Raw genomic sequence first — 20574 nt, 5'->3', positions numbered from 1 at the left:
CGATCCCGGACCTCCGCATTAGCGTTGATCTTGTACCTACGGTCATTGTGAGCGATCACATGTGACCGTAGGTACAAGATCAACGGGGGAAAGCGCCGTCACCTAGGCCAGGCCGGTCTCGCCGACCGCGCGGACCTCGGGCAGGGCCGCCGGCCGGTCGATCTCGGCGATCACCGCGTCCAACCCGGCCGCACTGCCGCCAGCCGCAACCTCCCGGGACATCACACCTAGATCCTCCCCGCCTTCACGAGACCGAGGAGGGCGGCCCACGCCGCGGCGGAGAAGGCGAGGTGGCCCGCAGCCGTGTTCACGGAGTCGCGGACGGCGACTCCCGTGCTCGACTCGTTCGCGACTTCGACGCAGTTCTCCCTGAAGGAGTAGGTCGACTTGCGGAAGCGGGCGGCGGAGGTGTCGACGACGGCGTGCGCGCGGTTCACGCCCTTGACGCTGCCGCAGCCGCTCGCGGGTAAGCGGTGCGGCCCGGCTTCTGTGGGGAGGTCCATGGCCGCAGCCTTCCCACGCGCGCACCGAACGGAACCACTTACCCGCAGGTAAAAGGAAGGATTCGTCGGCGCACTCGCCGATGAAGTTTTCTTTCGGTCGGCCTGCCCCGCTCGTCCGGAGTGCTCCGGCGCCTCCCGGATCGCTCGGGCAGCGCGTGTGCGAACCGCACCGCGCCGGATACCCGGTGTTTTTGGAAATAATCCTTCCTGATCTGTTGACGGGACCGCACGGGGACTCCTAGGTTTCTTAACACTTCAAGTGCGGGTCCCGACACCGAGAGCGAACCCGGCCCCCGAACGCCCGGGTTTGCGTCCTTTCCCCGCTCACGGACGCATTGATCTGGAAGGAGCCCTCGTGACCGCTCCCCGACACCCCCGACCTCCCCGACACGGCCGCCGCGGCCGTACCGCCGGCCTGCTCTCCCGCCTCCCGGGAATGTCCGCGGTACTGGCCGGAACCGCCGCGGTCGCCACGCTCGGAGTCGTCGCGGTCGCCGCCCCCGCCGTCCTCGACGGACCCGAGCCCGCCTCCGCCGCCCCTGCCGCGGCGGCAGACGGCCAGTGGCTCACCGGCTACTGGCACAACTTCGACAACGGCTCCACCACGATGCCGATCAGCGAAGTCCCCTCCGCCTACAACATGATCGCGGTGGCCTTCGCGGGCAACACCGCCTCCCCCGGAGGCATCACCTTCGACGTCGCCGAAGGCGAACTGGGCGGCTACACCGACCAGCAGTTCAAGAACGACGTCGCCGCCGTCCAGGCCGAGGGCCGCAAGGTCGTGCTGTCCATCGGGGGCCAGAACGGCCATGTGGACGTCACCAACTCCGCCGAGGCGGCCAACTTCGCCGACACCGCCTACGCGCTGATGCAGGAGTACGGGTTCGACGGCGTCGACATCGACCTCGAACACGGCATGAACGCCCAGTACATGGAGGAGGCGCTGCGCTCGCTGCGGGACAAGGCCGGCGCGGACCTCATCATCACGATGGCGCCGCAGACCATCGACTTCCAGGCGCCCAGCTACGCCTATTACCAGCTCGCCGAGAACATCGGCGACATCCTGACCATCGTCAACATGCAGTACTACAACTCCGGTTCCATGCTGGGCTGCGACCAGCAGGTCTACTCGCAGGGCAGCGTCGACTTCCTGACCTCCCAGGCCTGCATCCAGCTGGAGCTGGGACTGCGTCCCGACCAGGTGGGGCTGGGGCTGCCCGCCACGCCCGACGCGGCCGGCGGCGGATACCAGCCGACCGACAACGTCGTCCGCGCCCTGGACTGCCTCGAAGAGGGGCGCAACTGCGGCTCCTTCACCCCGAGCGAGCCCTACGGGCCCATCGGCGGTGCGATGACGTGGTCGATCAACTGGGACGCCACCAACGGCTACGCCTACGCCGATGCGCTCGGCGCCCGGCTGGGAACGGGCTGACCGGGCAGACCGGGCAGACGGCGACCGCCGCCCGGCGCGGCTCCGCCGCGCAGCGCGCAGCGGAGCCGCGCCGGGCGGTCCTGAGTCCGCCGAATGCGGCGGCCGGTCCCCACACCCCGCACCCGGGGACCGGCCGCCGTCACACGCCGTTTTCCGTCCTCGCTCCCCGGTCCGGACGGCGCCCCCGGCCGCCGGGCCGGGTACCCGCGGGTGCGGCGGAGCGCCTCAGGCGATCCCCTGCCGCCGCACCCGCGCCGGCGACCCGCCCTGCGGGCGGCTACTCGTCGATCCTCCAGTGCGCGTCGTAGGGGACCGGGTCGCACGCGGGAGGCGCGCCCTCGACGGGGAGGAACGTGGGGCGGTGCCGCATGCCCTCGTTCGGAACGACGTTCTCGATGACGAGCGAGTGGTCGCCGGTCAGGTCGATCCGGGTGCGGTACTCCGACGCGTCCGCCCCGCGGGACCGGTCGGACCCGTCGGAGTACCAGGACACGCCGAGCGCCTCCACATCCTCCTCGCCGTCGACGACCTTCGTGGGCATCAGGGTCGTCGAGGTGCTGTACCTCTCGTCGCGCGCACACCTCGTGCCCGGTTCGGGATCCCTGATCTCGACGTGGACGCCCGCATCCTCCAGTTCCGCCGCCAGCGCCTCCTGCTGCTCCTTGTCGAACGCCATGTCGTCGACCGTCACCTGCACCCCGCCGCCGGGCTTCTCTTCCCAGCGCCGCCGCGGCCTCGGTGACGCTGAGCCGGTCGACCGCGACGAGTTCGATCACCTGCCGTTCGCCGTCGGGCAGCGCGGCCATCGCTCCCAGCAGCCGGCGCGCCTGGTCCTCGGCGTGGATGCGCTCCTCCATGCGGGCGATGTCGTCGGAGTCCAGCAGTCGGCGGCCGGCCACGCGGCCGGCGCTGTCGGCTTCCCGCGCGGCGCGTCGGCGCTCGGCCGAGACCACGTTGCGCGCGATCCCGAACAGCCAGGCCTCTTCGTTCCCCTTCTCGGGGCGGAAGGCCTCCGCGGAGCGGATCGCCGCCAAGAAGACGTCTGCGGTCAGATCCGCCGCGGTGTGCAGGTCGTCGACCCGGCGTGCCACGAACCTGGTGATCCTGTCGACGTGCCGCCGGTAGAACTTCTCGAACACGTGCGGGTCGCGCGCGGCTTCCCGAGGTCCTGCGCGTCTGCTGCTCTCACCTGCCACTTGGCGCCTCTCAGCATCCTGGTCGCCTCCGCTTGCCTTCACCGAGTTCCGCACCGGAGCGTCCCCGGTGCCTGCGGCCCTCGCGAAACCGTCCGCGCCGACCGCGGGCTGATGAGCGTCCGGATCTCTCTCCGTCCGCTTTCACAGGTACTCGGCAGGACCGGGGCGAGGCGTTACCGGCCCAGGCCGGGGCAGGGGCCTGGACTGGGAACAGCGCAGGGAGCCTGAGAAGCGCGGCAGGGCGCTCGCAGACACGGCGCGGTCAGTGGAGGCGGCGGCGCGCGGGGCCGGAATCCCCGCGCGCCTCCGCTACTCGCCGATACCCGACGCTCACACCACGGGCAGGCGCGTTCCGCGGATGCTCGCGGCCACGCCGTCGTTGGCCTCGGCGATCTCGCGGCGCTCGGGCGGGACGCGCCCGTACAGGGTGGTGCGCTGGCGCAGCGGACGTCCGGTGGGCTCCACCAGGGCGCGGATGTCGCTGATCGTCTTGAAGGAGCCGTTGTCGGAGCCGGCCATGCGGCTGATCGTCTCCTCCATCAGCGTGCCGCCGACGTCGTTGACCCCGCCCGCGAGCAACTCGCGGCAGGTGTCCTCGGCCATCTTCACCCACGAGCACTGGATGTTGTCGATGGTGCCGTGCAGCAGCAGCCGCGCCAGCGCGTGCACTGCGCGGTTCTCACGCACGGTGGGGCCGGTGCGCGCCAGCCCGGCCAGGTAGATCGGCGCGCTGGTGTGCACGAACGGCAGCGGCACGAACTCGGTGAACCCCGGGCGGCCGTTGCGCTCCAGGGAGCGAAGCTGCAGCGAGCGCAGCAGCTTGATGTGGGCGACCCAGTGGCCGGGGGTGTCCACGTGTCCGTACATCATCGTCGAGGTGGTGGGGATGCCCAGGTCGTGAGCTGTGGTGACGACGTCGATCCACGCCGAGGCGGGCAGCTTGCCCTTGGTCAGGACCCAGCGGACGTCGTCGTCGAGGATCTCGGCGGCTGTGCCCGGCAGCGAGTCGACCCCGGCATCGCGCGCCCGCTCCAGCCACGCCCGCACCGACGTGTCGGTGCGGGCGGCGCCGTTGACGACCTCCATCGGGCTGAACGCGTGCACGTGGATACCGGGCACACGCTCCTTGACCGCGCGGGCGAGGTCGAAATAGGCGCTGCCGGGAAGGTCGGGGTGGATGCCGCCCTGCATGCACACCTCGTCGGCGCCGGCCTCCCAGGCCTCGGCGGCGCGGTCGGCGACCTGGTCCAGCGAGAGGGTGAAGGCGTCGGCGTCGTTGCGGCGCTGGGCGAAGGCGCAGAAGCGGCAGCCAGTGTAGCAGACGTTGGTGAAGTTGATGTTGCGGGTGACGACGAAGGTCACGTCGTCGCCGACCGCGTCGCGGCGCACCCGGTCGGCCAGGCCGGCCAGCTCCTCCAACTCGGGACCGTGGGCGTGCAGCAGCGCCAGCGACTCCTCGTCGTCGAGCCCGGCCGGGTCGCGTTCGGCGTGCCGGAGCGCGTCGCGGATCTCGGGGTCGAATCGGCGCGGCGCGCCGACGCCCAACTCGGGGCGGGGAATGCGCTCTCGCAGTTCGTCCCAGTCGCCGTAGACGGCGTCGAAGTCACCGCGGCGCTCGGCGGTGCGGCCTTGGGTGTCGATCGCCGTGTGCAGGTCGGTCCGGCCGCTGGAGGTCTGCTGGGGCTCGGGCTCCTGCCAGGGCCGCCCGACGACCTCGGCGTCCTCGCGGGCCAGGCCGGTTTCCGGGTCCGCGAGCGCGGCCACGTGGCCCAGCACGCGCGGATCCAGCCACGGCTCCCCCTGGCGGACGTACTCGGGGTAGACGGTCAGCCGCTCCCGCAACCGGAATCCCGCCTCGGCGGTGCGCTGGGACAGCTCCTCGATCTGGGGCCAGGGGCGCTCGGGGTTGACGTGGTCGGGTGTGAGCGGCGAGACGCCGCCCCAGTCGTCGATGCCCGCGCGCAGCATGAGCGCGTACTCGTCGCCGATGAGGTTGGGCGGTGCCTGCACGCGCGCCTTGGTGCCCATGACCAGGCGGGTTACGGCGATGGTGGCGGCCAACTCGGCCAGTTCGGTGTCGGGGCGGTGCATCATCGCGGTGTCGGGCTTGGCCCGGAAATTCTGCACGATGACCTCTTGGACCGCCCCGTACTCGCGCGCCGCCCGGCGCATGGCGAAGATCGAGTCGGCGCGTTCTGCGGTGGTCTCGCCGATGCCGATGAGCACGCCGGTGGTGAAGGGGACCGTGCAGCGGCCGGCGTCCTCCAGCACGCGCAGCCGCACCGCCGGGTCCTTGTCGGGGCTGCCGTAGTGCGGTTGGCCGCGCTCGGTGAACAGCCGTTCCGAGGTGGTCTCCAGCATCATGCCCATGGAGGGCGCGACGGGCTTGAGCCGCTGGAAGTCCGACCAGCTCAGCACGCCGGGGTTGAGGTGGGGCAGCAGACCGGTCTCCTCAAGCACCATGATCGCCATGGCGCGGACGTAGGAGAGGGTGTCCTCGTAGCCGCGCTCGTCCAGCCACTGGGCGGCCTGCTGCCAGCGGTCCTCGGGGCGGTCTCCGAGGGTGAACAGCGCCTCCTTGCAGCCCATAGCGGCGCCCTGGCGCGCGGTCTCCAGCACCTCGTCGGGCGAGAGGAAGGGGGCGTCGAGGTGGCCGGGGGCGGTGGCGAAGGTGCAGTAGTGGCAGCGGTCGCGGCACAGCCGGGTGAGGGGGATGAACACCTTGCGGCTGTAGGTGACGACGCCGGGGCGGCCCGCGGCCTCCAGGCCCGCGTCGCGGACGCGGCCGGCGTGGTCCAGGAGCGCGTCGAGGTCGTCGCCGCGCGCGTGCAGCAGGACTTCGGCTTCGGCGGGATCGAGGGTCTTACCGTCGCGGGCACGGGCCAGCGCGCGGCGCATGGCCGAGGGCGCGGGGGCGGATTCGTCGGGTTCGCTGTTCCGGGGTCCGGCACGAGTCATGGCTCGCACGATACGGCGGCCCCGACCCGCGCCCCAGTCCGCCCCGCCGGATGCGCCGGGGTGTGCCCGACCCCACGCCGCGCCCGCCGATGGGCCCGGCGGCACCGGCCTTCACTGCGTCGCCGGTCGTCGGCGCGCACAGGGGTGTGCCGGAAGCAGCGGACCTCAGCCGGAGTCGCGCTTGCGGGCGCGGATCAGCACGATGCTGCCGCGGGTGTTGGGGCTGCGGGCGTCGCCGAGTGCGATCAGCGGAACCAGCGGGGCGGCGGCGTTGAAGCCGACCCGGCCGCCGCGGGCCGAGACCGACAGGTAGGTGCGCTCGGCCAGCGGGCCGCGGAACTGGTACCTGTGGGCGAGCACCTCCAGGCCCAGCGAGTCGAGCAGGCCGGTGAGCGACTCGTGGGTGTAGGTCCGCTTGACGTGGTAGCGGCGGCTGTGCGCGGCGAACAGGTGCGGCCAGCGGTCGCGGCGGGACAGGCAGTCGGCCGACATCACCAGCTCGCCGCCGGGCTTGAGGACCCGCGCCATCTCGGCCAGCGCCGCCGGGCCGTCGTCGAAGTGCTCGATCGCGCAGATGGACAGCACCTTGTCGACCGATGCGGCGCGCAACGGCATCCGCAGCGCGTCGCCCTCCACGAGTTCCGGCGCGTGGCGCAGTCTGGCGCCCCGCAGCATCTTGGAGCGGGCCAGGTCGACGGAGACGGCCTTGGCCCCGCGGCGCCGGGCCTGGCCGGCCCAGTAGCCGTCGCCCCCCGCGACGTCCAGCACGGTCTGTCCGCGCAGGTCCGCACCGAGCCAGCGCAGCAGCGTGTTGGCCTCGCGGTAGCGGCAGACATGGACTTGGTGACCGGCGAAGGCGACGACATCAGGCATTCCCACGCGCCACAGCCTACGGGAGAAGGCGCTGGAGGCCGCGGGAGGTGCCCGCGGAACCTGTCGTCCCGTAATCGCGGTCCGCACGGCCCCGGCGGACCCCGCACGCCCCCCGCATCAGCGATCTGTCAGGCGGGCGGCAGCAGCGCCGATTAGCGTTCCGTGCGTGGCCGCCGCAGAGCGGACGGCGCGGCGCGCGGCGTCGCGGACGATGCAGGAGGTGGTGCCCGATGCCGACTGCGCCGCCCTGGGATGCGGTCGTCGAGGGCGGTCCGGACGCCCCGAGCCTCGCCGTGCGCGGGCGCGACGGCGCCGGAACGCCACTGGTCCTGCTGCACGGGCTGGGCGGCACCCTGGAGGAGTGGGAGCCGGTGGCCGGGCTGCTGGCTGCTCGGCACCCCGTTTACACCTACGACCTGCGCGGTCACGGACACTCGGCCGACGGCGACTGGACCGTCGAGGGCTGCGTCGCCGATCTGGGCCGCGTGGTCGAGCGGTTCGGGATGCGCGCCCCGGTGGTGGCGGGCTACGGCTTCGGGGGCGTGGTGTCCGCCCTGTTCGCCACACGGCGCGCGGACCTGACGGCGGCGGTGAGCGTCGACGGCCACTGCTGGCCGCGTGCGGGCGTGGTCGCCGAGCGCTTGGGGATCGGTTTCGAGCAGGCCGCGGCCAACACCGCGGTGGCCCGCGCGTTCCTCGTCGACCACCTGGTCGCCACCTGCTCGCCGATGCCCGCCGAGGTGTTCGACCGGCTGGTGGCCAGTTACCGGACCGGCGCCTCGGGGCTGCCGGGCGCGGTCGTGGAGGCCACCGCGCTGCGCGGATCGGTGCGCGACGACCGCCTGGTCTCGCTGCGCCCGGGCCCGCGCGCCGTACGGGCGATAACGGCCGACCTCGCCGCCTACGACCTCCACCGCCTGACCGCCGACCCGCGGGTCCCGTCCCTGACGATGGTCGCCCACGGAGCCTTCCCCCCGCTGCCCGGCGCCCCCGCGCTCCTTCCCGCGATCATGGCCGCCCAGGCCGCCCACGAACTCGCGGCCCCCTCCCCCAACCGCACCCCCAAACGCCTCGACGCCCCGCACCCGGCCCACATGACCAGCCCGGAGGCGGTCACCGAGGCGATCGAAGCGTTCCTCGCGGGACTCGCACGGGAATAGGCGGCGCTCCACGGCCGGCCGATCGTCGCTGCACACGTGCCCGACGCAGGCGCCCACGCGCTTCCCGCATGCGTTCCCCGCCGCGGAGGCCGCTGCAGCGGCCGGCCTCGGACGGTTATCGAGAGCACTCGCTACGCCTCGCCCGGCTCCACGGCCTCGTGGAACAGGGCGGCGACCTCGTGCTTGACCGCGTATTCCGCGCCGCCGGACTTCTCCCACCAGCGGAAGGGAAGCGAGCGTTTCGCCGCCTTGGACGCCGCGCCCGCACCGTTCAGCGATCCGGCGACCACATTGGCCGCATTTTTGGTCCCCTCGGGATCGAGGCCCAGCTGATCGGCGATCTCCCGGCAACCGATGAGACGCCCGGGGTCGGCGAACAGGTAGGAGTGCACGCGGCGCCCCGTCCCGTCCAGGACGTCCCAGTAGGCGACTGCGGCCGCGTGGTCGTCCGATGCCCACTCGGCTCCGTAGTGCCCCGATCCGCCGTCGTGTCGGGTCCATCGGGGATCGTCGTCGGCGATGCGCGTCATGGCAGCGGTCCTCCGGTCTGCTGGAGCGTCCGGTACGACGAGTATCGCAGCGACCCACCGCTTGCACAGCCGCTTACGGCAACCGGCCGTCCGCGCCCAGACGACGCGGTTCCGGCGGCGTCTGCGGGACTAGGCTGGCGGGGTGCTGAACCGCCTTCGCGCCAACCGGTGGGTGCGCCTGGTCGTCGTCGTGGTCGTGCTGGCGTGTGCCGGGATCGCTCTGTACAGCCGGTGGGAGGAGGCACGCGAAGCGCTGGCGGCGCTGTCGCCGTGGGCGGTGGGCGCCTCGCTGCCGGCCGCGCTGGCCGGTCTCGGAGCGCAGATGATGGCCTGGCGATCGATCCTCGCGGGGCTGGGGTCCCGGCTCCCGGTCGGCACGGCCGCGCGGGTGATGTTCCTGGGGCAGCTCGGCAAGTATCTGCCGGGGTCGGTGTGGGCGTTCGTGGCCCAGGTCGAGCTGGCCCGCGACCACGACGTCGCCCGGCGGCGCGGCATCGCCGCGACGGTGCTGGCGGTGGCCGTGACGCTGACCGTGAACCTCGCGGTGGCCGCCGGCACCCTGCCTTTCGTCAGCGCCGACGCGGCTCGCCGGTGGTGGTGGGTGCTGGCGGTGGCTCCGGTTCTGCTCGCCCTGCTGCATCCGCGCGTGGTGACCGCGCTGATCAACACGGCCATGCGGCCGGCGCGCCGCTTCCGGCAGGCGCAGGCGGCCGAGGTGGAGCGCGTCTCCGGGCGCGGCATGGCGGGCGCCCTGGGGTGGTCGCTGGTCGCCTGGATCCCGCTTTCCCTGCACGTGTGGGTGCTCGTCGCCGCCGCGGGCGGCGGTCAGGACGCCCGCGCGCTGCCGGTCGCCGCCGGAGCCTATGCGCTGGCGTGGACGCTGGGCTTGCTGGTCGTCTTCGCCCCCGCCGGCCTGGGTGTGCGCGAGTTGGTGCTGGTGGTGGGCCTGGCGCCGGTCCTCGACCCCGGCTCCGCGCTGGTCGTCGCCGCCCTGTCGCGCCTGGTCATGACCGCCGCGGACCTGCTGTGGGCAGGCGGTGCGCTCATTGCCACGCGGGCGGCCGCGGCGCCACGCCCCGGCCGCCCGGCCGCGGACGGCTCCGGCTCCGGCTCCGACACCGCAGGAGGCGATCCGGCCGCCGGTTGAGCCCCGGTCTGCGGCCCCGAGGCCCACGGTGCCGGGAACGCCCGTGCGACGGTGCGGTCGGTGATCCGGGCGGCGGCTCAGACCTCCGGCGGCGCCATGCTGCCGCCGTTCACGTGCGCCGAAGCGCTTTCGTCTCCTTCGGACGCGCCGCTGCGCAGCGGAGGAACCCAGCCGGCCTCCGGGTGGTAGCGGCGCACGATCTTGCCGGGGATGCCCGCGACGACACTGTGGTCGGGATAGTCGCCCGGACGCACCACGGACCCGGCGGCCACCACGCAGTTGCGGCCCAGGCGCACACCGGGCAGCACGACGGCGTTGGCACCGATCCAGGTGCCGTCGCCGATGCGTACCGGGTCGTCGGCGGGCCACTGGCGGCCTACAGGGACGTCGACGTCGGTGTAGACGTGGTTCTGGTCGGTGATGTAGACGTAGGGCCCGGTGAACACGTCGTCTCCCAGCTCGATCGAGCAGTGGGCGACCACGTGGGAGCCGCGCCCGATCGTGCATCCGTCACCGATGCGGATCAGCAGCCCGCCGGTGCCCAGCTCCTGGCCGGGCACCATGCCCGCCGTCAGCGTGATGTCGGCGCCCACCAGCGTGTGCGCGCCCAGCGCGATCCACGGCTCGCCGAAGACGGTCGCGGGCGGGAAGGCGATCGAGGTGCCCGTTCCATAGGCGGCGAAGCGGCGCGCCGCGCGCGAGTCGGCACGGATATCGGCATGACGCCGTGCCCACGACCACAGTCCGCGCAGGATCCAGGACACCAGTCGTGACACCCGTATCCCCATATCTACTGGTCGGTAACGAGGGGATGTCCAGTTTATGCCTGATGTCGCCCAATCAGCACGCGGCGCGTAGCGCCTCCGCTCGGGGCGGAGGCGGGAGACCGGAAAGCACGCGGCGCGCAGCGCCCCGGCCTCCTTCAGGCCTGGCCGGGGCCCGTCACCTCGCCGCGGCGGAAGCGGGCGAGGTCGGAGTCGGGCGCCAGACTGTCGAGCATGCCGGGATCGACCGCCTCGATCGAGTCGAGGGCTTCGCGGACGGTGCCGAACCACCGCTGCTGCGGCTCGTAATCGGGCATGAGCCCCATCGCCTGATCGAGGTGGTCCAGGGCCTCCTGCGGCCGGTTCGCCGTCAGCGCCACCAGCGCGTGCCGCACCAGCACCCGGCCCAGTCCCGTGCACACATCAGGCTTCGGGTCGCCCTGGGCCGCCAGGGCGAACGCCCCCACCGCGTTGCCCGTCCACCGCAGGCGGCCCTCCAGTTCGGACTCGCCCAGGGAGTCGTCGTCCAGGCGCGCGAACATCGTCTTCACCGCCACAGCCGCGAGGAAGTCGGCGATGGACAGGTACTCGCGGGCGAGATCGGGCGCGCGCTGAGCGACGTCGTCCAATCGGTCCACGTCGACGAGGTCGCGCACCGCGGATTCGGCGACCATCGCCGCACCCTGCGCTCCGTCGTCGTCGCCGAGCGCCTCGCGGGTCCGGGCGAGCATCATGTGCACAGCGATCACCTGGAAGGTGAGCTCGGCCGCCTCCTCGGCACCGTTCGCGGGCCGCTGTCCCAGGATCCGGATCGCCTCGACGAACAGCGGCTCGGCCGCGGCGTAGTCGCCGGAGTCGAACATCGCCGCCGCGCGGTCGAGCAGCGGCGCCGCGTCCTGCGGCTTCTCTCCGCCGCCCGATGCGTCGTCGCCGCCCTGGTTGAACAAGCCCACCCGTGCTCCTTGTGATCGCGGATCTCCGCCGTGTCCTTCGGCGACTCCGACCTGCGCTGAAACCGCCATTCTGGCATCCCGCCGCCGACGGCGCGGGCCGCAGGCAGCACGGCCGCTCCCGACGGCCGCAGGCGGCGGGGGCGGCGCCGTACGCGCACCGCCCCCGCCGTCGTCTCGCGGTTCAGCCCGACAGGTGCTTGAGCACGTCCTGGCGGGTCACCACGCCGGAGGGCTTGCCGTCCATCAGCACCACGACCGCGCCGGCCTGCTGCAGCAGCTCGACGCAGCGGCTGACCGGCTCGCCGGAGCCGACCACCGGCAGCGGCGGGCCCATATGCCGCTCGACCGGCTCCTCCAACTGCGCCCGCTGGTTGAACAGCGCGTCGAGCACGTCGCGCTCGGCGAGCGCGCCCACGACCTCGGCGGCCATGACCGGCGGTTCCTCCTTCATCACCGGCACCTGCGACACGCTGTACTCGCGCATGACCGACACGGCGGTGCCTACGGTCTCGTGCGGGTGGATGTGCACGAACTCGGGCAGTTCGCTCCCCTTGGCCGCGAGCACGTCGCCCGCGGTGGGTTCGCCGGTCTCCTCGGCCAGGAAACCGAAATCGGCCATCCACTCGTCGTTGAAGATCTTGCCCAGGTAGCCGCGACCGCCGTCGGGCAGCAGCACCACGATGACGTCGTCGGGTCCCGCCCGCTCGGCCACGCGCAGCGCGGCGACCACCGCGAGCCCGCAGGAGCCGCCCACCAGCAGCGTCTCGTCGCGGGCCAGGCGCCGGGTCATCAGGAACGACTCCTTGTCGCTGACCGGGACGACCTCGTCGCACACCGAGGGGTCGTAGGTCTCGGGCCAGATGTCCTCGCCCACGCCCTCGACGAGGTAGGGGCGCCCGCTACCGCCGGAGTAGACCGAACCCTCGGGGTCGGCGCCGATGATCTTCACCCGGCCCTCGGAGACCTCCTTGAGGTAGCGTCCGGCCCCGGTGATGGTGCCGCCGGTGCCGATCCCGCACACGAAGTGGGTGATCCGGCCCTCGGTCTGCTCCCAGATCTCCGGGCCGGTGGAGCGGTAGTGCGACTCGGGGTTGGCCTGGTTGGCGTACTGGTTGGGCTTCCACGCCCCCGGGACGGTCTCGGCCATGCGCTCGGAGACCGAGTAGTAGGAGTCGGGGTGGTCGGGGGCGACGGTGGTCGGGCACACCACGACCTCGGCGCCGTAGGCCCGCAGCACCGCGAGCTTGTCGTTGCCGACCTTGTCCGGGCAGACGAAAACGCAGCGGTAGCCCTTTTCGGCGGCCACGATGGCCAGGCCCACGCCGGTGTTGCCCGAGGTGGGCTCCACGATGGTTCCGCCGGGGCGCAGTGCGCCGCTCTTCTCGGCCTCCTCGACCATGCGCAGTGCGATCCGGTCCTTGACCGATCCGCCGGGGTTGAAGTACTCGACCTTGGCCAGAACCGTCGGAGAGACCCCGCTGGTCACCTTGTTCATCCGCAGCAGGGGGGTGTCCCCTACGAGGTCGATCAGGGTGTTGTGCACCCGCATTCCTGTGCCCCTCTCACGTTCAGCAACGTTGCTGAGGACCGCCCGCGCCCGATCGGGGGCGGACCGCCGCTGACCCGACTGTAACCGGAGGCATCCTGCCGCGCGCCCCGCCCGAGCAGGGAGTTCCGACGTCTTCGGCTTCCGCTGCCGCGGGGCGGTAGTGCTACCCCACTGACGCCGCGGTGACACTTCGGAGGCGCGGCACCGTACAGGATGTGAACCTTCGCGCCGACGGGAACACCGCTTGTCAGAACGCCGTTCCAGCGGGTGCAGGTCCCGTCGCCGGGAAGCCGCCGCTCGCAGCGCGCGGGCGGGCCCGGCGGGCGGGTCGTGATACCCGACCGTGCGTTGCAGGGAGGCGGATATGGTGCTGCGCGCCGCAGGTGCCCGGCGGATCGCCACGGCCACCGCGTTCGGAGGGGGGCTGACCCTGCTGGGGGCCTCGACCGTCGGTCTGCTGTACCTGCAGGCTCGCCAGGCGGTGAAGGCCGTGGGATTCACCCGGTGGCAGGCGCCCCGCGTCAACGGGATCTACGGGCAGGGCGAGGGCGAGCCGATCCGGTTCGCGATGATGGGCGACTCCACCGCGGTGGGCTTCGCCGTCGCCGAGTCCGGCCAGACGCCGGGCAGCATGCTGGCCTCGGGCATCGCCGCCGTGGCCGACCGCCCGGTGCGGCTGCGCCGTGTGGCCCGTACCGGCGCCACCTCGGCTCACCTGTCGAGGCAGCTGGACCGGCTGCGCAGCAACCCGCCCGACCTCGCGGTCATCTTCATCGGCGCCAACGACGTCATCCGCCGGCAGCGCCCGGTCGATGCGGTGGGACACCTGCGCGAGGTCGTGCGCGAACTCGTCGGCGCGGGCACCGCGGTAGTGGTGGGCACCTGCCCGGACCTGGGCACCGTCCAGCCGATCGGGCAGCCGCTGCGCTCCATCGTGCGCCGAGCCTCGCGCCAGCTGGCCGCCGCCCAGACGATCGCGGTCGTCGAGGAGGGCGGCAGGACCGTGTCGCTGAGCGACCTGCTCGCTTCCGACTTTTTGGCCCGACCTGAGGAGTTTTTCGGTCCGGACCGATTCCACCCTTCGGCGAAGGGCTACGCCTACGCCGCGGCCGCGGTGCTGCCGTCGGCGTGTGCGGCGCTGGACCTGCTGCCCGAGCCCGCGGAGCAGCCCGCCGCCGCCTCGGACCGGCAACCGCTGCCGGTGCACCGGGCCGCGGTGGAGGCCGCCGAGGCGGGCGGCAGCGAGGTCAGCCGGACCCGCGTGGACGGCCGCGAGCGGGGGCCGCGGGGCCGGTGGGCGGCGCTCGTCCGGCGGCCGCGCAGCACGGCCCCGAAGGACCGCGTGGAGGCACCGCAGGCGGCTGACGAGGGCGTCGGCGGTGATAGCGCCGCCGCGACGGCGGGTAGCGGTCAGCAGGCGCCCGGCTATACGGCCCCGGAGGTGAGCGAAAGCTCCGCGACAGGCTAACGTCGGGTATCACAGCGACCGACCTACTGGTCGGTAACCGCCTCGTACCAGAAAGGCCGCGACATGCCCGAAGCCGTCATCGTCGCAACCGCGCGTTCGCCGATCGGACGCGCGTTCAAAGGCTCCCTCAAGGACATCCGCCCCGACGACATCACCGCCCAGATCGTCTCCGCCGCGCTGGCCAAGGTCCCGCAGCTGGACCCCGCCGGCATCGACGACCTCATGCTGGGCTGCGGGCTGCCCGGCGGCGAGCAGGGCAACAACCTCGCCCGGATCGTCGCCGTCCAGCTCGGCCTGGACACCGTCCCCGGCACCACGCTGACCCGCTACTGCTCCTCCTCGCTGCAGACCACCCGCATGGCCTACCACGCCATCAAGGCCGGCGAGGGCGACGTGTTCGTCTCGGCCGGCGTGGAGATGGTCAGCCGCTTCACCAAGGGCAACAGCGACTCGCTGCCCGACACCAAGAACCCGGTGTTCGCCGAAGCCGAGGAGCGCACGGCCAAGCGCGCCGAGGGCGGCGCCGAGGCGTGGCGCGATCCCCGCCAGGACGACCGGCTGCCCGACGTCTACATCTCCATGGGCCAGACCGCCGAGAACGTCGCCCAGATCCGCGGCGTCTCGCGCCAGCGCCAGGACGAGTTCGGCGTGCGCTCGCAGAACCTGGCCGAGCGCTCCATCGACAACGGATTCTGGGACCGCGAGATCACCCCGGTCACCGCACCCGACGGCACGGTCGCCGAGACCGACGACGGCCCTCGCCGGGGGACCACCTACGAGAAGGTCTCCAAGCTGGAGCCGGTCTTCCGCCCGGACGGCACCGTGACGGCCGGCAACGCCTGCCCGCTCAACGACGGCGCCGCCGCGCTGGTGATCATGAGCGACACCAAGGCCGCCCAGCTGGGCCTGACCCCCATCGCACGCATCGTCTCCACCGGCGTGAGCGCGCTGTCCCCGGAGATCATGGGCCTGGGCCCGGTCGAAGCCTCGCGCCAGGCGCTCTCCCGGGCGAACATGAGCATCGGCGACGTCGACCTCGTCGAGATCAACGAGGCCTTCGCCGCGCAGGTGCTGCCCGCCGCCGACGAACTGGGCATCGACATCGACTCCCAGCTCAACGTCAACGGCGGTGCGATCGCGGTCGGCCACCCGTTCGGCATGACCGGCGCCCGCATCACCGGCACACTGCTCAACGGCCTGGACTTCCACGACAAGACCTTCGGCCTGGAGACCATGTGCGTGGGCGGCGGCCAGGGCATGGCGGCCGTCTTCGAGCGCCTGAACTGACCGGGCGAATCGCGGCGCCTACCGGCGCGGCAGGGGCGGCCGGGGGCGCGTTCCGCCTCCGGCCGCCACAGGCGCGGCGGCGGGGAGTGCGCGCCGGCGGGTGTATCGGAGGTGAACGGCCGGTGGCCGAACCGGGACGCGGGACCGACAAATCAGCGGGGTAAAAGACCGCCCGGAGGTCTTGTCCAAACCGTGATGCTGGTGCAGTGTCGCAGGTAAGTGCCACTCACCTACGGAGGTGCCAATGTCGGTAACCCACTCGCCGGAGATGCACGCGCGCTTGATCGAAAGAATCCCGACCGTCACCGGCCGCGAACTCAGCGAGTGGTTCGACACTCTGGAGAAGGGCCCCGGTCTCACCCGCTGCCTGGAGCGCACCAACTGGCTGGCCGACGAGTACAACCTCAGTCACGGCTACGCTCAGGCGATCGTCCAGGAGTACGACCGGCGCCGCCGCAACCGCACACCCGTTCCCGATCAGCGCACCAGCAGCAGCCGATGAACTCCGCACCCCCGCGCCGGCGCCGGCACTGTGAGCACGGCGACGCCCCGCCCGGTCGGACCGGGCGGGGCGTCGGTGTTTCGGTACCCGCTGCGCGGGGGTCCGGGATCGGGCGTCGCGGGCCTTATCCGTCGGACCACCCGCCGACTACTCGCTGAAGAGCGACTTCAGAATCCAGAGCAGGCGCAGGATCTCGATGTAGAGCCAGACGAGCGTGACGGTCAGGCCGAACGCGAGCTGCCAGGAGTACTTGCGGGGCAGCCCCATGTTCAGCGCGTCCTCGACCTGGCGGAACTCGATCATCAGCATGGCGGCGGCCAGGGTGACCGCCAGCAGCGAGATGCCCAGGCCCAGCCACGAGGGCTCGCGCAGGCCGAGGCCGCCGCCGCCCATGAACATCGCCGCCACGAAGTTGACCATCAGCAGCAGCACGAGGCCCATGGTGGCGGCGGTGACCACCTTGACGAAGGTGTTGGTCACCCGGATGATCCGGAGCTTGTAGACGGCCAGCACCGACCCGGCGGCGAACAGGGTGCCGACGACCGCCTGTGTCACCAGCTCGCCCATGGGCATGCCGTTCTGGCTCATCAGCGACATCTCGAAGATGCCGCTGAGACCCCCGACGAGCAGGCCTTGCAGGGCGGCGTAGGTCAGGATCAGCGCCGGGTTGGTGGACTGCTTGAACGCGATCACCAGCCCCAGCACCAGCCCGCCGAGGGCACCGATCAGCGCCAGTCCCATACCGAGGGCACTGCCCGACACGGCCAGGAAGTAGGTGGGCGCCGCGGTCAGCACGACCACACCCAGCGACATCGCGGTGCGCACCACCACGTCGTCGATGGTCATCCGCTCCCCTGCGGAGGGGGCCTGCGGCGCTCCCGGCTGCGGGGAGCCGGGCTGGGGGTAGCCGTATCCGGGCTGGGGCGACGGGTGGCCGGCCTGATACGGGGCGCCCTGGCCGTACGGCGCCTGACCGTATCCGGCCTTGCCGGACCGCATCGCCCGCTTGAGAACGGGGTTCGAACTCCTCATCGCCATGTCTGAGCAAGCCTTTCCAGGGCGTGACGTGTCTGCCGCTAACGTAACGTACGGGACCGCCGCCCGGTTCCCACCGACCATCACAGCTCGGAATCACCATCCTCCGGCGCCGGAGCGCACAGGCGCCCGAGCCCTCCTCGCCCGGGGGAAGACTCGTGGTCGGCGGGTCGCAGGGCGCACGCGCCCGGGCCCGAACGGCGAAGCGGGGCGCCCCTGCCCCGGTCGGGCGCCCCGCCGCGCAGCCCGGCGGCCGCCGGCCGCGCGCAGGACGGGTGCGCGGCAGCGCGGACGGCGGGCTGCGGTACGGCCTCCGGTCCGGAAGGCCGGCGGGGTGCCTCCCGGACCGGCGGCGCGATCAGACTCCGCTCGGCGGAGGTCAGCTCTTGGTGAGCAGCGAGCGGGCGAAGAAGGCCACGTTGGCCGGGCGCTCGGCCAGGCGGCGCATGAAGTAGCCGTACCACTCGTCGCCGTAGGGCACGTAGACGCGCATGCGCCGTCCCTCGGAGGCGATGCGCCGCTGCTCGTTCTCCCGGATTCCGTAGAGCATCTGGTGCTCGTAGTCGCCGGGGCCGCGGCCGCCGGCGTCGGCCAGCACGCCGGCGATCGACACCAGCCGGGGGTCGTGCGAGGCCACCATCGGGTAGCCCTCCCCCTCCATGAGCACACGCAGGCAGCGGACGTAGGAGCGGTCGACCTCGCCCTTGCCGCGGTAGGCCACCGAAGCGGGCTCGTCGTAAGCGCCCTTGCACAGCCGCACCCGCGAACCGGCGCCTGCGAGGTCGCGGCAGTCGCCCTCCGTACGGTGCAGGTAGGCCTGCAGGACCGCGCCCACCCACGGGAAGTCGACGCGCAGCTCGGTCAGGATGGACAGCGTGGAGTCCACGGTGGTGTGGTCCTCCATGTCCAGGGTGACGGTGGTGCCCGCCCGCGCGGCGGCCTCGCAGATCCGCCGGGCGTTCTCCAGGGCGATCTTCTCGCCGTCCTGCGGCAGGAACTGGCCCACCGCGGACAGCTTCACCGAGACCTCGGCGCGGTCGGCGACGCCCGCCCGGTCCAGCTCGGACAGCAACCGGCTGTAGGCGTCGACGGTGTCCTGGGCCTGGGACGTGTCGGTCGTGTCCTCCCCCAGGTGGTCCAGCGTGACCAGGCGGTCGGCGGTGAGCTGCTCGACGACCGGCAGCGCCCGCTCCAGGGTGGAGCCGGCGACGTACTTGGACACCAGCCCGCGGGTGACGGGCGCGCGCTCCACAAGCGTGCGGCAGGCACGCGACCGCGCCGCGGCCAGCAGTGTCGTACGAAGCATGTGTGACCTCGTTCTCCTCGTGCCCGCCGACCCGGTCGCGGCCCGGCGGCGCTGCTCTGCTGAGGCCCGCCGGGCCCGCGCCCGTTCGGGCCGCGGGCCCGGCGGGGCCGTCCTGGCCCTGGTCGGGTGGACGGGGCCGCCGCTGTCCTAGCCCTGGTGAGGGTAGGCGGAGGACTTCGGCGGGACGAAGGTCTCCTTGATCGAGCGCGGGCTCGCCCAGCGGGCGAGGTTCTGCGCGCTGCCCGCCTTGTCGTTGGTGCCCGAGGCGCGGGCGCCGCCGAAGGGCTGCTGGCCCACGACGGAACCGGTCGGCTTGTCGTTGACGTAGAAGTTGCCCGCGGCGAAGCGCAGCGCGTGCTGGGCGGTTTCGACCGCCTTGCGGTCGTCGGCGATGACCCCGCCGGTCAGCCCGTAGGGCGAGCCCTGGTCGACGACGGAGAGGATGCGCTCGTAGTCGCCGTCCTCGTAGACGTGCACGGCGATGATGGGGCCGAAGTACTCGGTGCGGAACACGTCGTTCTCGGGGTCGGTGCCGACCATGATCGTGGGCCGCACGAAGTAGCCGGTGGAGTCGTCGCAGGTTCCGCCGGCGATGATCTCCAGCGTCTCGTCCTCGCGCGCCCGCTCCAGGACGCCGGACAGTTTGTCGAAGGAGCGGCGGTCGATGACGGCGCCGAGGAAGTTGCCCAGTTCGGAGACGTCGCCCATGGGCAGCGCCTCGGTTTCGGCGACCAGGTCCTCACGGATCCGCTCCCACACCGAGCGGGCGATGAAGGCGCGCGAGGCGGCCGAGCACTTCTGGCCCTGGAACTCGAAGGCGCCGCGGACGACGGCGGTGCGCACGACGTCGGGGTCGGCCGAGGAGTGGGCGACGATGAAGTCCTTGCCGCCGGTCTCGCCGACGATGCGCGGGTAGGAGCGGTAGTTCTCGATGTTCTCGCCGACGGTGCGCCAGAACTGCTGGAAGACGCGGGTGGAGCCGGTGAAGTGGACGCCGGCCAGGTCCGGGTCGGCCATGGTGACCTCGGAGACGTCCTTGCCGTCGCCGGTGACCATGTTGATGACGCCGGGAGGCATTCCCGCTTCCTCCAGCAGCTGCATCAGCAGGTGGGCGGCGAACTGCTGGGTGACGGCGGGCTTCCAGACCACGACGTTGCCCATCAGCGCCGGAGCGGTGGGCAGGTTGCCGGCGATGGCGGTGAAGTTGAACGGGGTCACCGCGTAGACGAAGCCCTCCAGCGGGCGCTGCTCGACGCGGTTCCACTGCCCGGCGGGGCTGTAGGGCTGCTCGGCGAGCAGCTTGCGAGCATAGGAGACGTTGAAGCGCCAGAAGTCGATCAGCTCGCAGGCGGAGTCGAGTTCGGCCTGGATGGCGGTCTTGGACTGGCCGAGCATGGTGGCCGCGTTGATGGTCTGGCGCCAAGGGCCCGCCAGCAGATCGGCGGCGCGCAGCAGAACCGCGGCGCGCTCGTCGAAGGGCATGTCGCGCCAGGCGGGCGCCGCCCGCTTGGCCGCGGCCACGGCCGCTCGGGCGTCGTCTGCGGTGGCGGTGCCGAGGGTGCCCAGGACGTGGGCGTGGTTGTGCGGCTGCACGACGTCCACGCGCTCCCCGCCGCCCATGCGGCGCTCGCCGCCGATGGTCATGGTCAGGTCGACGGGCTCCTTGGCCAGCTCGGTGAGCGTGGCGGAGAGCTCGTCCCGCTCCGGGCTCCCGGGCGCGTAGGTCAGTACCGGCTCGTTGACCGGTGTGGGGACGTTCGTCACGGCGTCCATGGGCCCTCCCTCGGTGAATCGGTGGAACCGGACAAACCTAGAAGACGGGTCCCCGGGTACACCTTGTCTCGAAAGCCACGATTCCCCGAGCGCTTTTGGCCGATGAGACAAAGCACGATGGTCCACAATGGACGGCCA

General features: G+C 72.2%; 17 protein-coding genes and 1 pseudogene. 6 read left to right on the top strand and 12 right to left on the bottom strand.

The window, feature by feature from the left end; translation table 11 throughout:
- Positions 1–227: 227 nt before the first annotated feature.
- Positions 228–503: a DUF397 domain-containing protein gene (locus LP52_RS16195; protein ID WP_084723254.1), complete on the bottom strand. Its 276-nt coding sequence runs from the start codon at positions 501–503 to the stop codon at positions 228–230.
- A gap of 436 nt (positions 504–939) precedes the next feature.
- On the opposite strand from LP52_RS16195, the gene LP52_RS16190 reads away from it, so the two are divergent.
- On the top strand, positions 940–1935 hold the full coding sequence (locus LP52_RS16190; RefSeq protein ID WP_040274649.1) for a chitinase: 996 nt from the start codon (positions 940–942) through the stop codon (positions 1933–1935).
- A 277-nt stretch (positions 1936–2212) separates the two neighbouring features.
- On the opposite strand, the gene LP52_RS28435 is transcribed toward LP52_RS16190, so the two are convergent.
- From LP52_RS28435 to LP52_RS16170, 4 genes and pseudogenes are all read right to left on the bottom strand, one after another.
- Positions 2213–2611 carry a hypothetical protein gene (locus LP52_RS28435; RefSeq protein WP_169775378.1) on the bottom strand — a complete coding sequence of 133 codons (399 nt, stop codon included), beginning with the start codon at positions 2609–2611 and terminating at the stop codon, positions 2213–2215.
- Positions 2612–2663: 52 nt separating this feature from the next.
- Positions 2664–3074 (bottom strand): annotated as a pseudogene (locus LP52_RS28430) (RNA polymerase sigma factor); the annotation flags it as partial.
- A 387-nt stretch (positions 3075–3461) separates the two neighbouring features.
- A complete protein-coding gene (locus LP52_RS16175; protein WP_084723252.1) occupies positions 3462–6089 on the bottom strand; it encodes a bifunctional FO biosynthesis protein CofGH in 2628 nt (875 codons plus the stop codon).
- A 165-nt stretch (positions 6090–6254) separates the two neighbouring features.
- Positions 6255–6962, bottom strand: coding sequence for a class I SAM-dependent methyltransferase (locus tag LP52_RS16170; RefSeq protein WP_157036358.1), 708 nt, complete (start codon positions 6960–6962; stop codon positions 6255–6257).
- Between the two features lie 230 nt (positions 6963–7192).
- On the opposite strand from LP52_RS16170, the gene LP52_RS16165 reads away from it, so the two are divergent.
- Complete coding sequence (locus LP52_RS16165; RefSeq protein WP_052809924.1) at positions 7193–8122, top strand: alpha/beta fold hydrolase; 930 nt, start codon at positions 7193–7195, stop codon at positions 8120–8122.
- A gap of 131 nt (positions 8123–8253) precedes the next feature.
- On the opposite strand, the gene LP52_RS16160 is transcribed toward LP52_RS16165, so the two are convergent.
- Complete coding sequence (locus tag LP52_RS16160; RefSeq protein WP_040274639.1) at positions 8254–8652, bottom strand: DUF6416 domain-containing protein; 399 nt, start codon at positions 8650–8652, stop codon at positions 8254–8256.
- A 142-nt stretch (positions 8653–8794) separates the two neighbouring features.
- Here LP52_RS16160 and LP52_RS16155 point away from each other — a divergent pair, with 142 nt between their 5' ends.
- A complete protein-coding gene (locus LP52_RS16155; RefSeq protein ID WP_052809923.1) occupies positions 8795–9799 on the top strand; it encodes a lysylphosphatidylglycerol synthase transmembrane domain-containing protein in 1005 nt (334 codons plus the stop codon).
- Between the two features lie 77 nt (positions 9800–9876).
- Here the strand turns inward: LP52_RS16155 and LP52_RS16150 are convergent, their stop codons facing one another.
- From LP52_RS16150 to LP52_RS16140, 3 genes are all read right to left on the bottom strand, one after another.
- A complete protein-coding gene (locus LP52_RS16150) occupies positions 9877–10587 on the bottom strand; it encodes an acyltransferase (protein ID WP_238580945.1) in 711 nt (236 codons plus the stop codon).
- Positions 10588–10721: 134 nt separating this feature from the next.
- Positions 10722–11516: a hypothetical protein gene (locus tag LP52_RS16145; protein ID WP_040274638.1), complete on the bottom strand. Its 795-nt coding sequence runs from the start codon at positions 11514–11516 to the stop codon at positions 10722–10724.
- Positions 11517–11697: 181 nt separating this feature from the next.
- A complete protein-coding gene (locus LP52_RS16140; protein ID WP_040274635.1) occupies positions 11698–13065 on the bottom strand; it encodes a cystathionine beta-synthase in 1368 nt (455 codons plus the stop codon).
- Positions 13066–13432: 367 nt separating this feature from the next.
- Here LP52_RS16140 and LP52_RS16135 point away from each other — a divergent pair, with 367 nt between their 5' ends.
- The 3 genes from LP52_RS16135 (at position 13433) to LP52_RS16125 (ending at position 16322) form a co-directional block, all read left to right on the top strand.
- Entirely contained in the window at positions 13433–14533 is a 1101-nt protein-coding gene (locus LP52_RS16135; protein ID WP_193790005.1) for an SGNH/GDSL hydrolase family protein, read from the top strand.
- A gap of 63 nt (positions 14534–14596) precedes the next feature.
- The gene (locus LP52_RS16130; RefSeq protein WP_040274633.1) at positions 14597–15820 is read left to right on the top strand and encodes an acetyl-CoA C-acetyltransferase; all 1224 of its coding nucleotides are present in this window, start codon (positions 14597–14599) and stop codon (positions 15818–15820) included.
- A 244-nt stretch (positions 15821–16064) separates the two neighbouring features.
- Complete coding sequence (locus tag LP52_RS16125) at positions 16065–16322, top strand: DUF4287 domain-containing protein (protein WP_040274631.1); 258 nt, start codon at positions 16065–16067, stop codon at positions 16320–16322.
- Between the two features lie 147 nt (positions 16323–16469).
- Here LP52_RS16125 and LP52_RS16120 read toward each other — a convergent pair whose 3' ends face one another.
- From LP52_RS16120 to pruA, 3 genes are all read right to left on the bottom strand, one after another.
- A complete protein-coding gene (locus LP52_RS16120) occupies positions 16470–17360 on the bottom strand; it encodes a Bax inhibitor-1/YccA family protein (RefSeq protein WP_193790002.1) in 891 nt (296 codons plus the stop codon).
- Between the two features lie 376 nt (positions 17361–17736).
- A complete protein-coding gene (locus LP52_RS16115) occupies positions 17737–18663 on the bottom strand; it encodes a proline dehydrogenase family protein (protein ID WP_040274627.1) in 927 nt (308 codons plus the stop codon).
- A 147-nt stretch (positions 18664–18810) separates the two neighbouring features.
- The gene (gene pruA / locus LP52_RS16110; RefSeq protein WP_040274625.1) at positions 18811–20436 is read right to left on the bottom strand and encodes an L-glutamate gamma-semialdehyde dehydrogenase; all 1626 of its coding nucleotides are present in this window, start codon (positions 20434–20436) and stop codon (positions 18811–18813) included.
- Between the last annotated feature and the right edge of the window lie 138 nt (positions 20437–20574).

It is taken from the genome of Streptomonospora alba, assembly GCF_000826685.1.
Taxonomy (GTDB): Bacteria; Actinomycetota; Actinomycetes; order Streptosporangiales; family Streptosporangiaceae; genus Streptomonospora; species Streptomonospora alba.
This window is presented reverse-complemented; position numbering and strand designations above follow the sequence as displayed.

What these genes read in the sequence shown, in the direction of transcription:
- LP52_RS16190 (WP_040274649.1), top strand. Translation starts at nt 940, where the DNA reads ATGTCCGCGGTACTGGCCGGAACCGCCGCGGTCGCCACGCTCGGAGTC.
- LP52_RS16150 (WP_238580945.1), bottom strand. Translation starts at nt 10,587, where the DNA reads ATGGGGATACGGGTGTCACGACTGGTGTCCTGGATCCTGCGCGGACTG.
- LP52_RS16160 (WP_040274639.1), bottom strand. Translation starts at nt 8,652, where the DNA reads ATGACGCGCATCGCCGACGACGATCCCCGATGGACCCGACACGACGGC.
- LP52_RS16115 (WP_040274627.1), bottom strand. Translation starts at nt 18,663, where the DNA reads ATGCTTCGTACGACACTGCTGGCCGCGGCGCGGTCGCGTGCCTGCCGC.
- LP52_RS16195 (WP_084723254.1), bottom strand. Translation starts at nt 503, where the DNA reads ATGGACCTCCCCACAGAAGCCGGGCCGCACCGCTTACCCGCGAGCGGC.
- pruA (WP_040274625.1), bottom strand. Translation starts at nt 20,436, where the DNA reads ATGGACGCCGTGACGAACGTCCCCACACCGGTCAACGAGCCGGTACTG.
- LP52_RS16140 (WP_040274635.1), bottom strand. Translation starts at nt 13,065, where the DNA reads ATGCGGGTGCACAACACCCTGATCGACCTCGTAGGGGACACCCCCCTG.
- LP52_RS28435 (WP_169775378.1), bottom strand. Translation starts at nt 2,611, where the DNA reads ATGGCGTTCGACAAGGAGCAGCAGGAGGCGCTGGCGGCGGAACTGGAG.
- LP52_RS16175 (WP_084723252.1), bottom strand. Translation starts at nt 6,089, where the DNA reads ATGACTCGTGCCGGACCCCGGAACAGCGAACCCGACGAATCCGCCCCC.
- LP52_RS16125 (WP_040274631.1), top strand. Translation starts at nt 16,065, where the DNA reads ATGTCGGTAACCCACTCGCCGGAGATGCACGCGCGCTTGATCGAAAGA.
- LP52_RS16120 (WP_193790002.1), bottom strand. Translation starts at nt 17,360, where the DNA reads ATGGCGATGAGGAGTTCGAACCCCGTTCTCAAGCGGGCGATGCGGTCC.
- LP52_RS16130 (WP_040274633.1), top strand. Translation starts at nt 14,597, where the DNA reads ATGCCCGAAGCCGTCATCGTCGCAACCGCGCGTTCGCCGATCGGACGC.
- LP52_RS16165 (WP_052809924.1), top strand. Translation starts at nt 7,193, where the DNA reads ATGCCGACTGCGCCGCCCTGGGATGCGGTCGTCGAGGGCGGTCCGGAC.
- LP52_RS16170 (WP_157036358.1), bottom strand. Translation starts at nt 6,962, where the DNA reads ATGCCTGATGTCGTCGCCTTCGCCGGTCACCAAGTCCATGTCTGCCGC.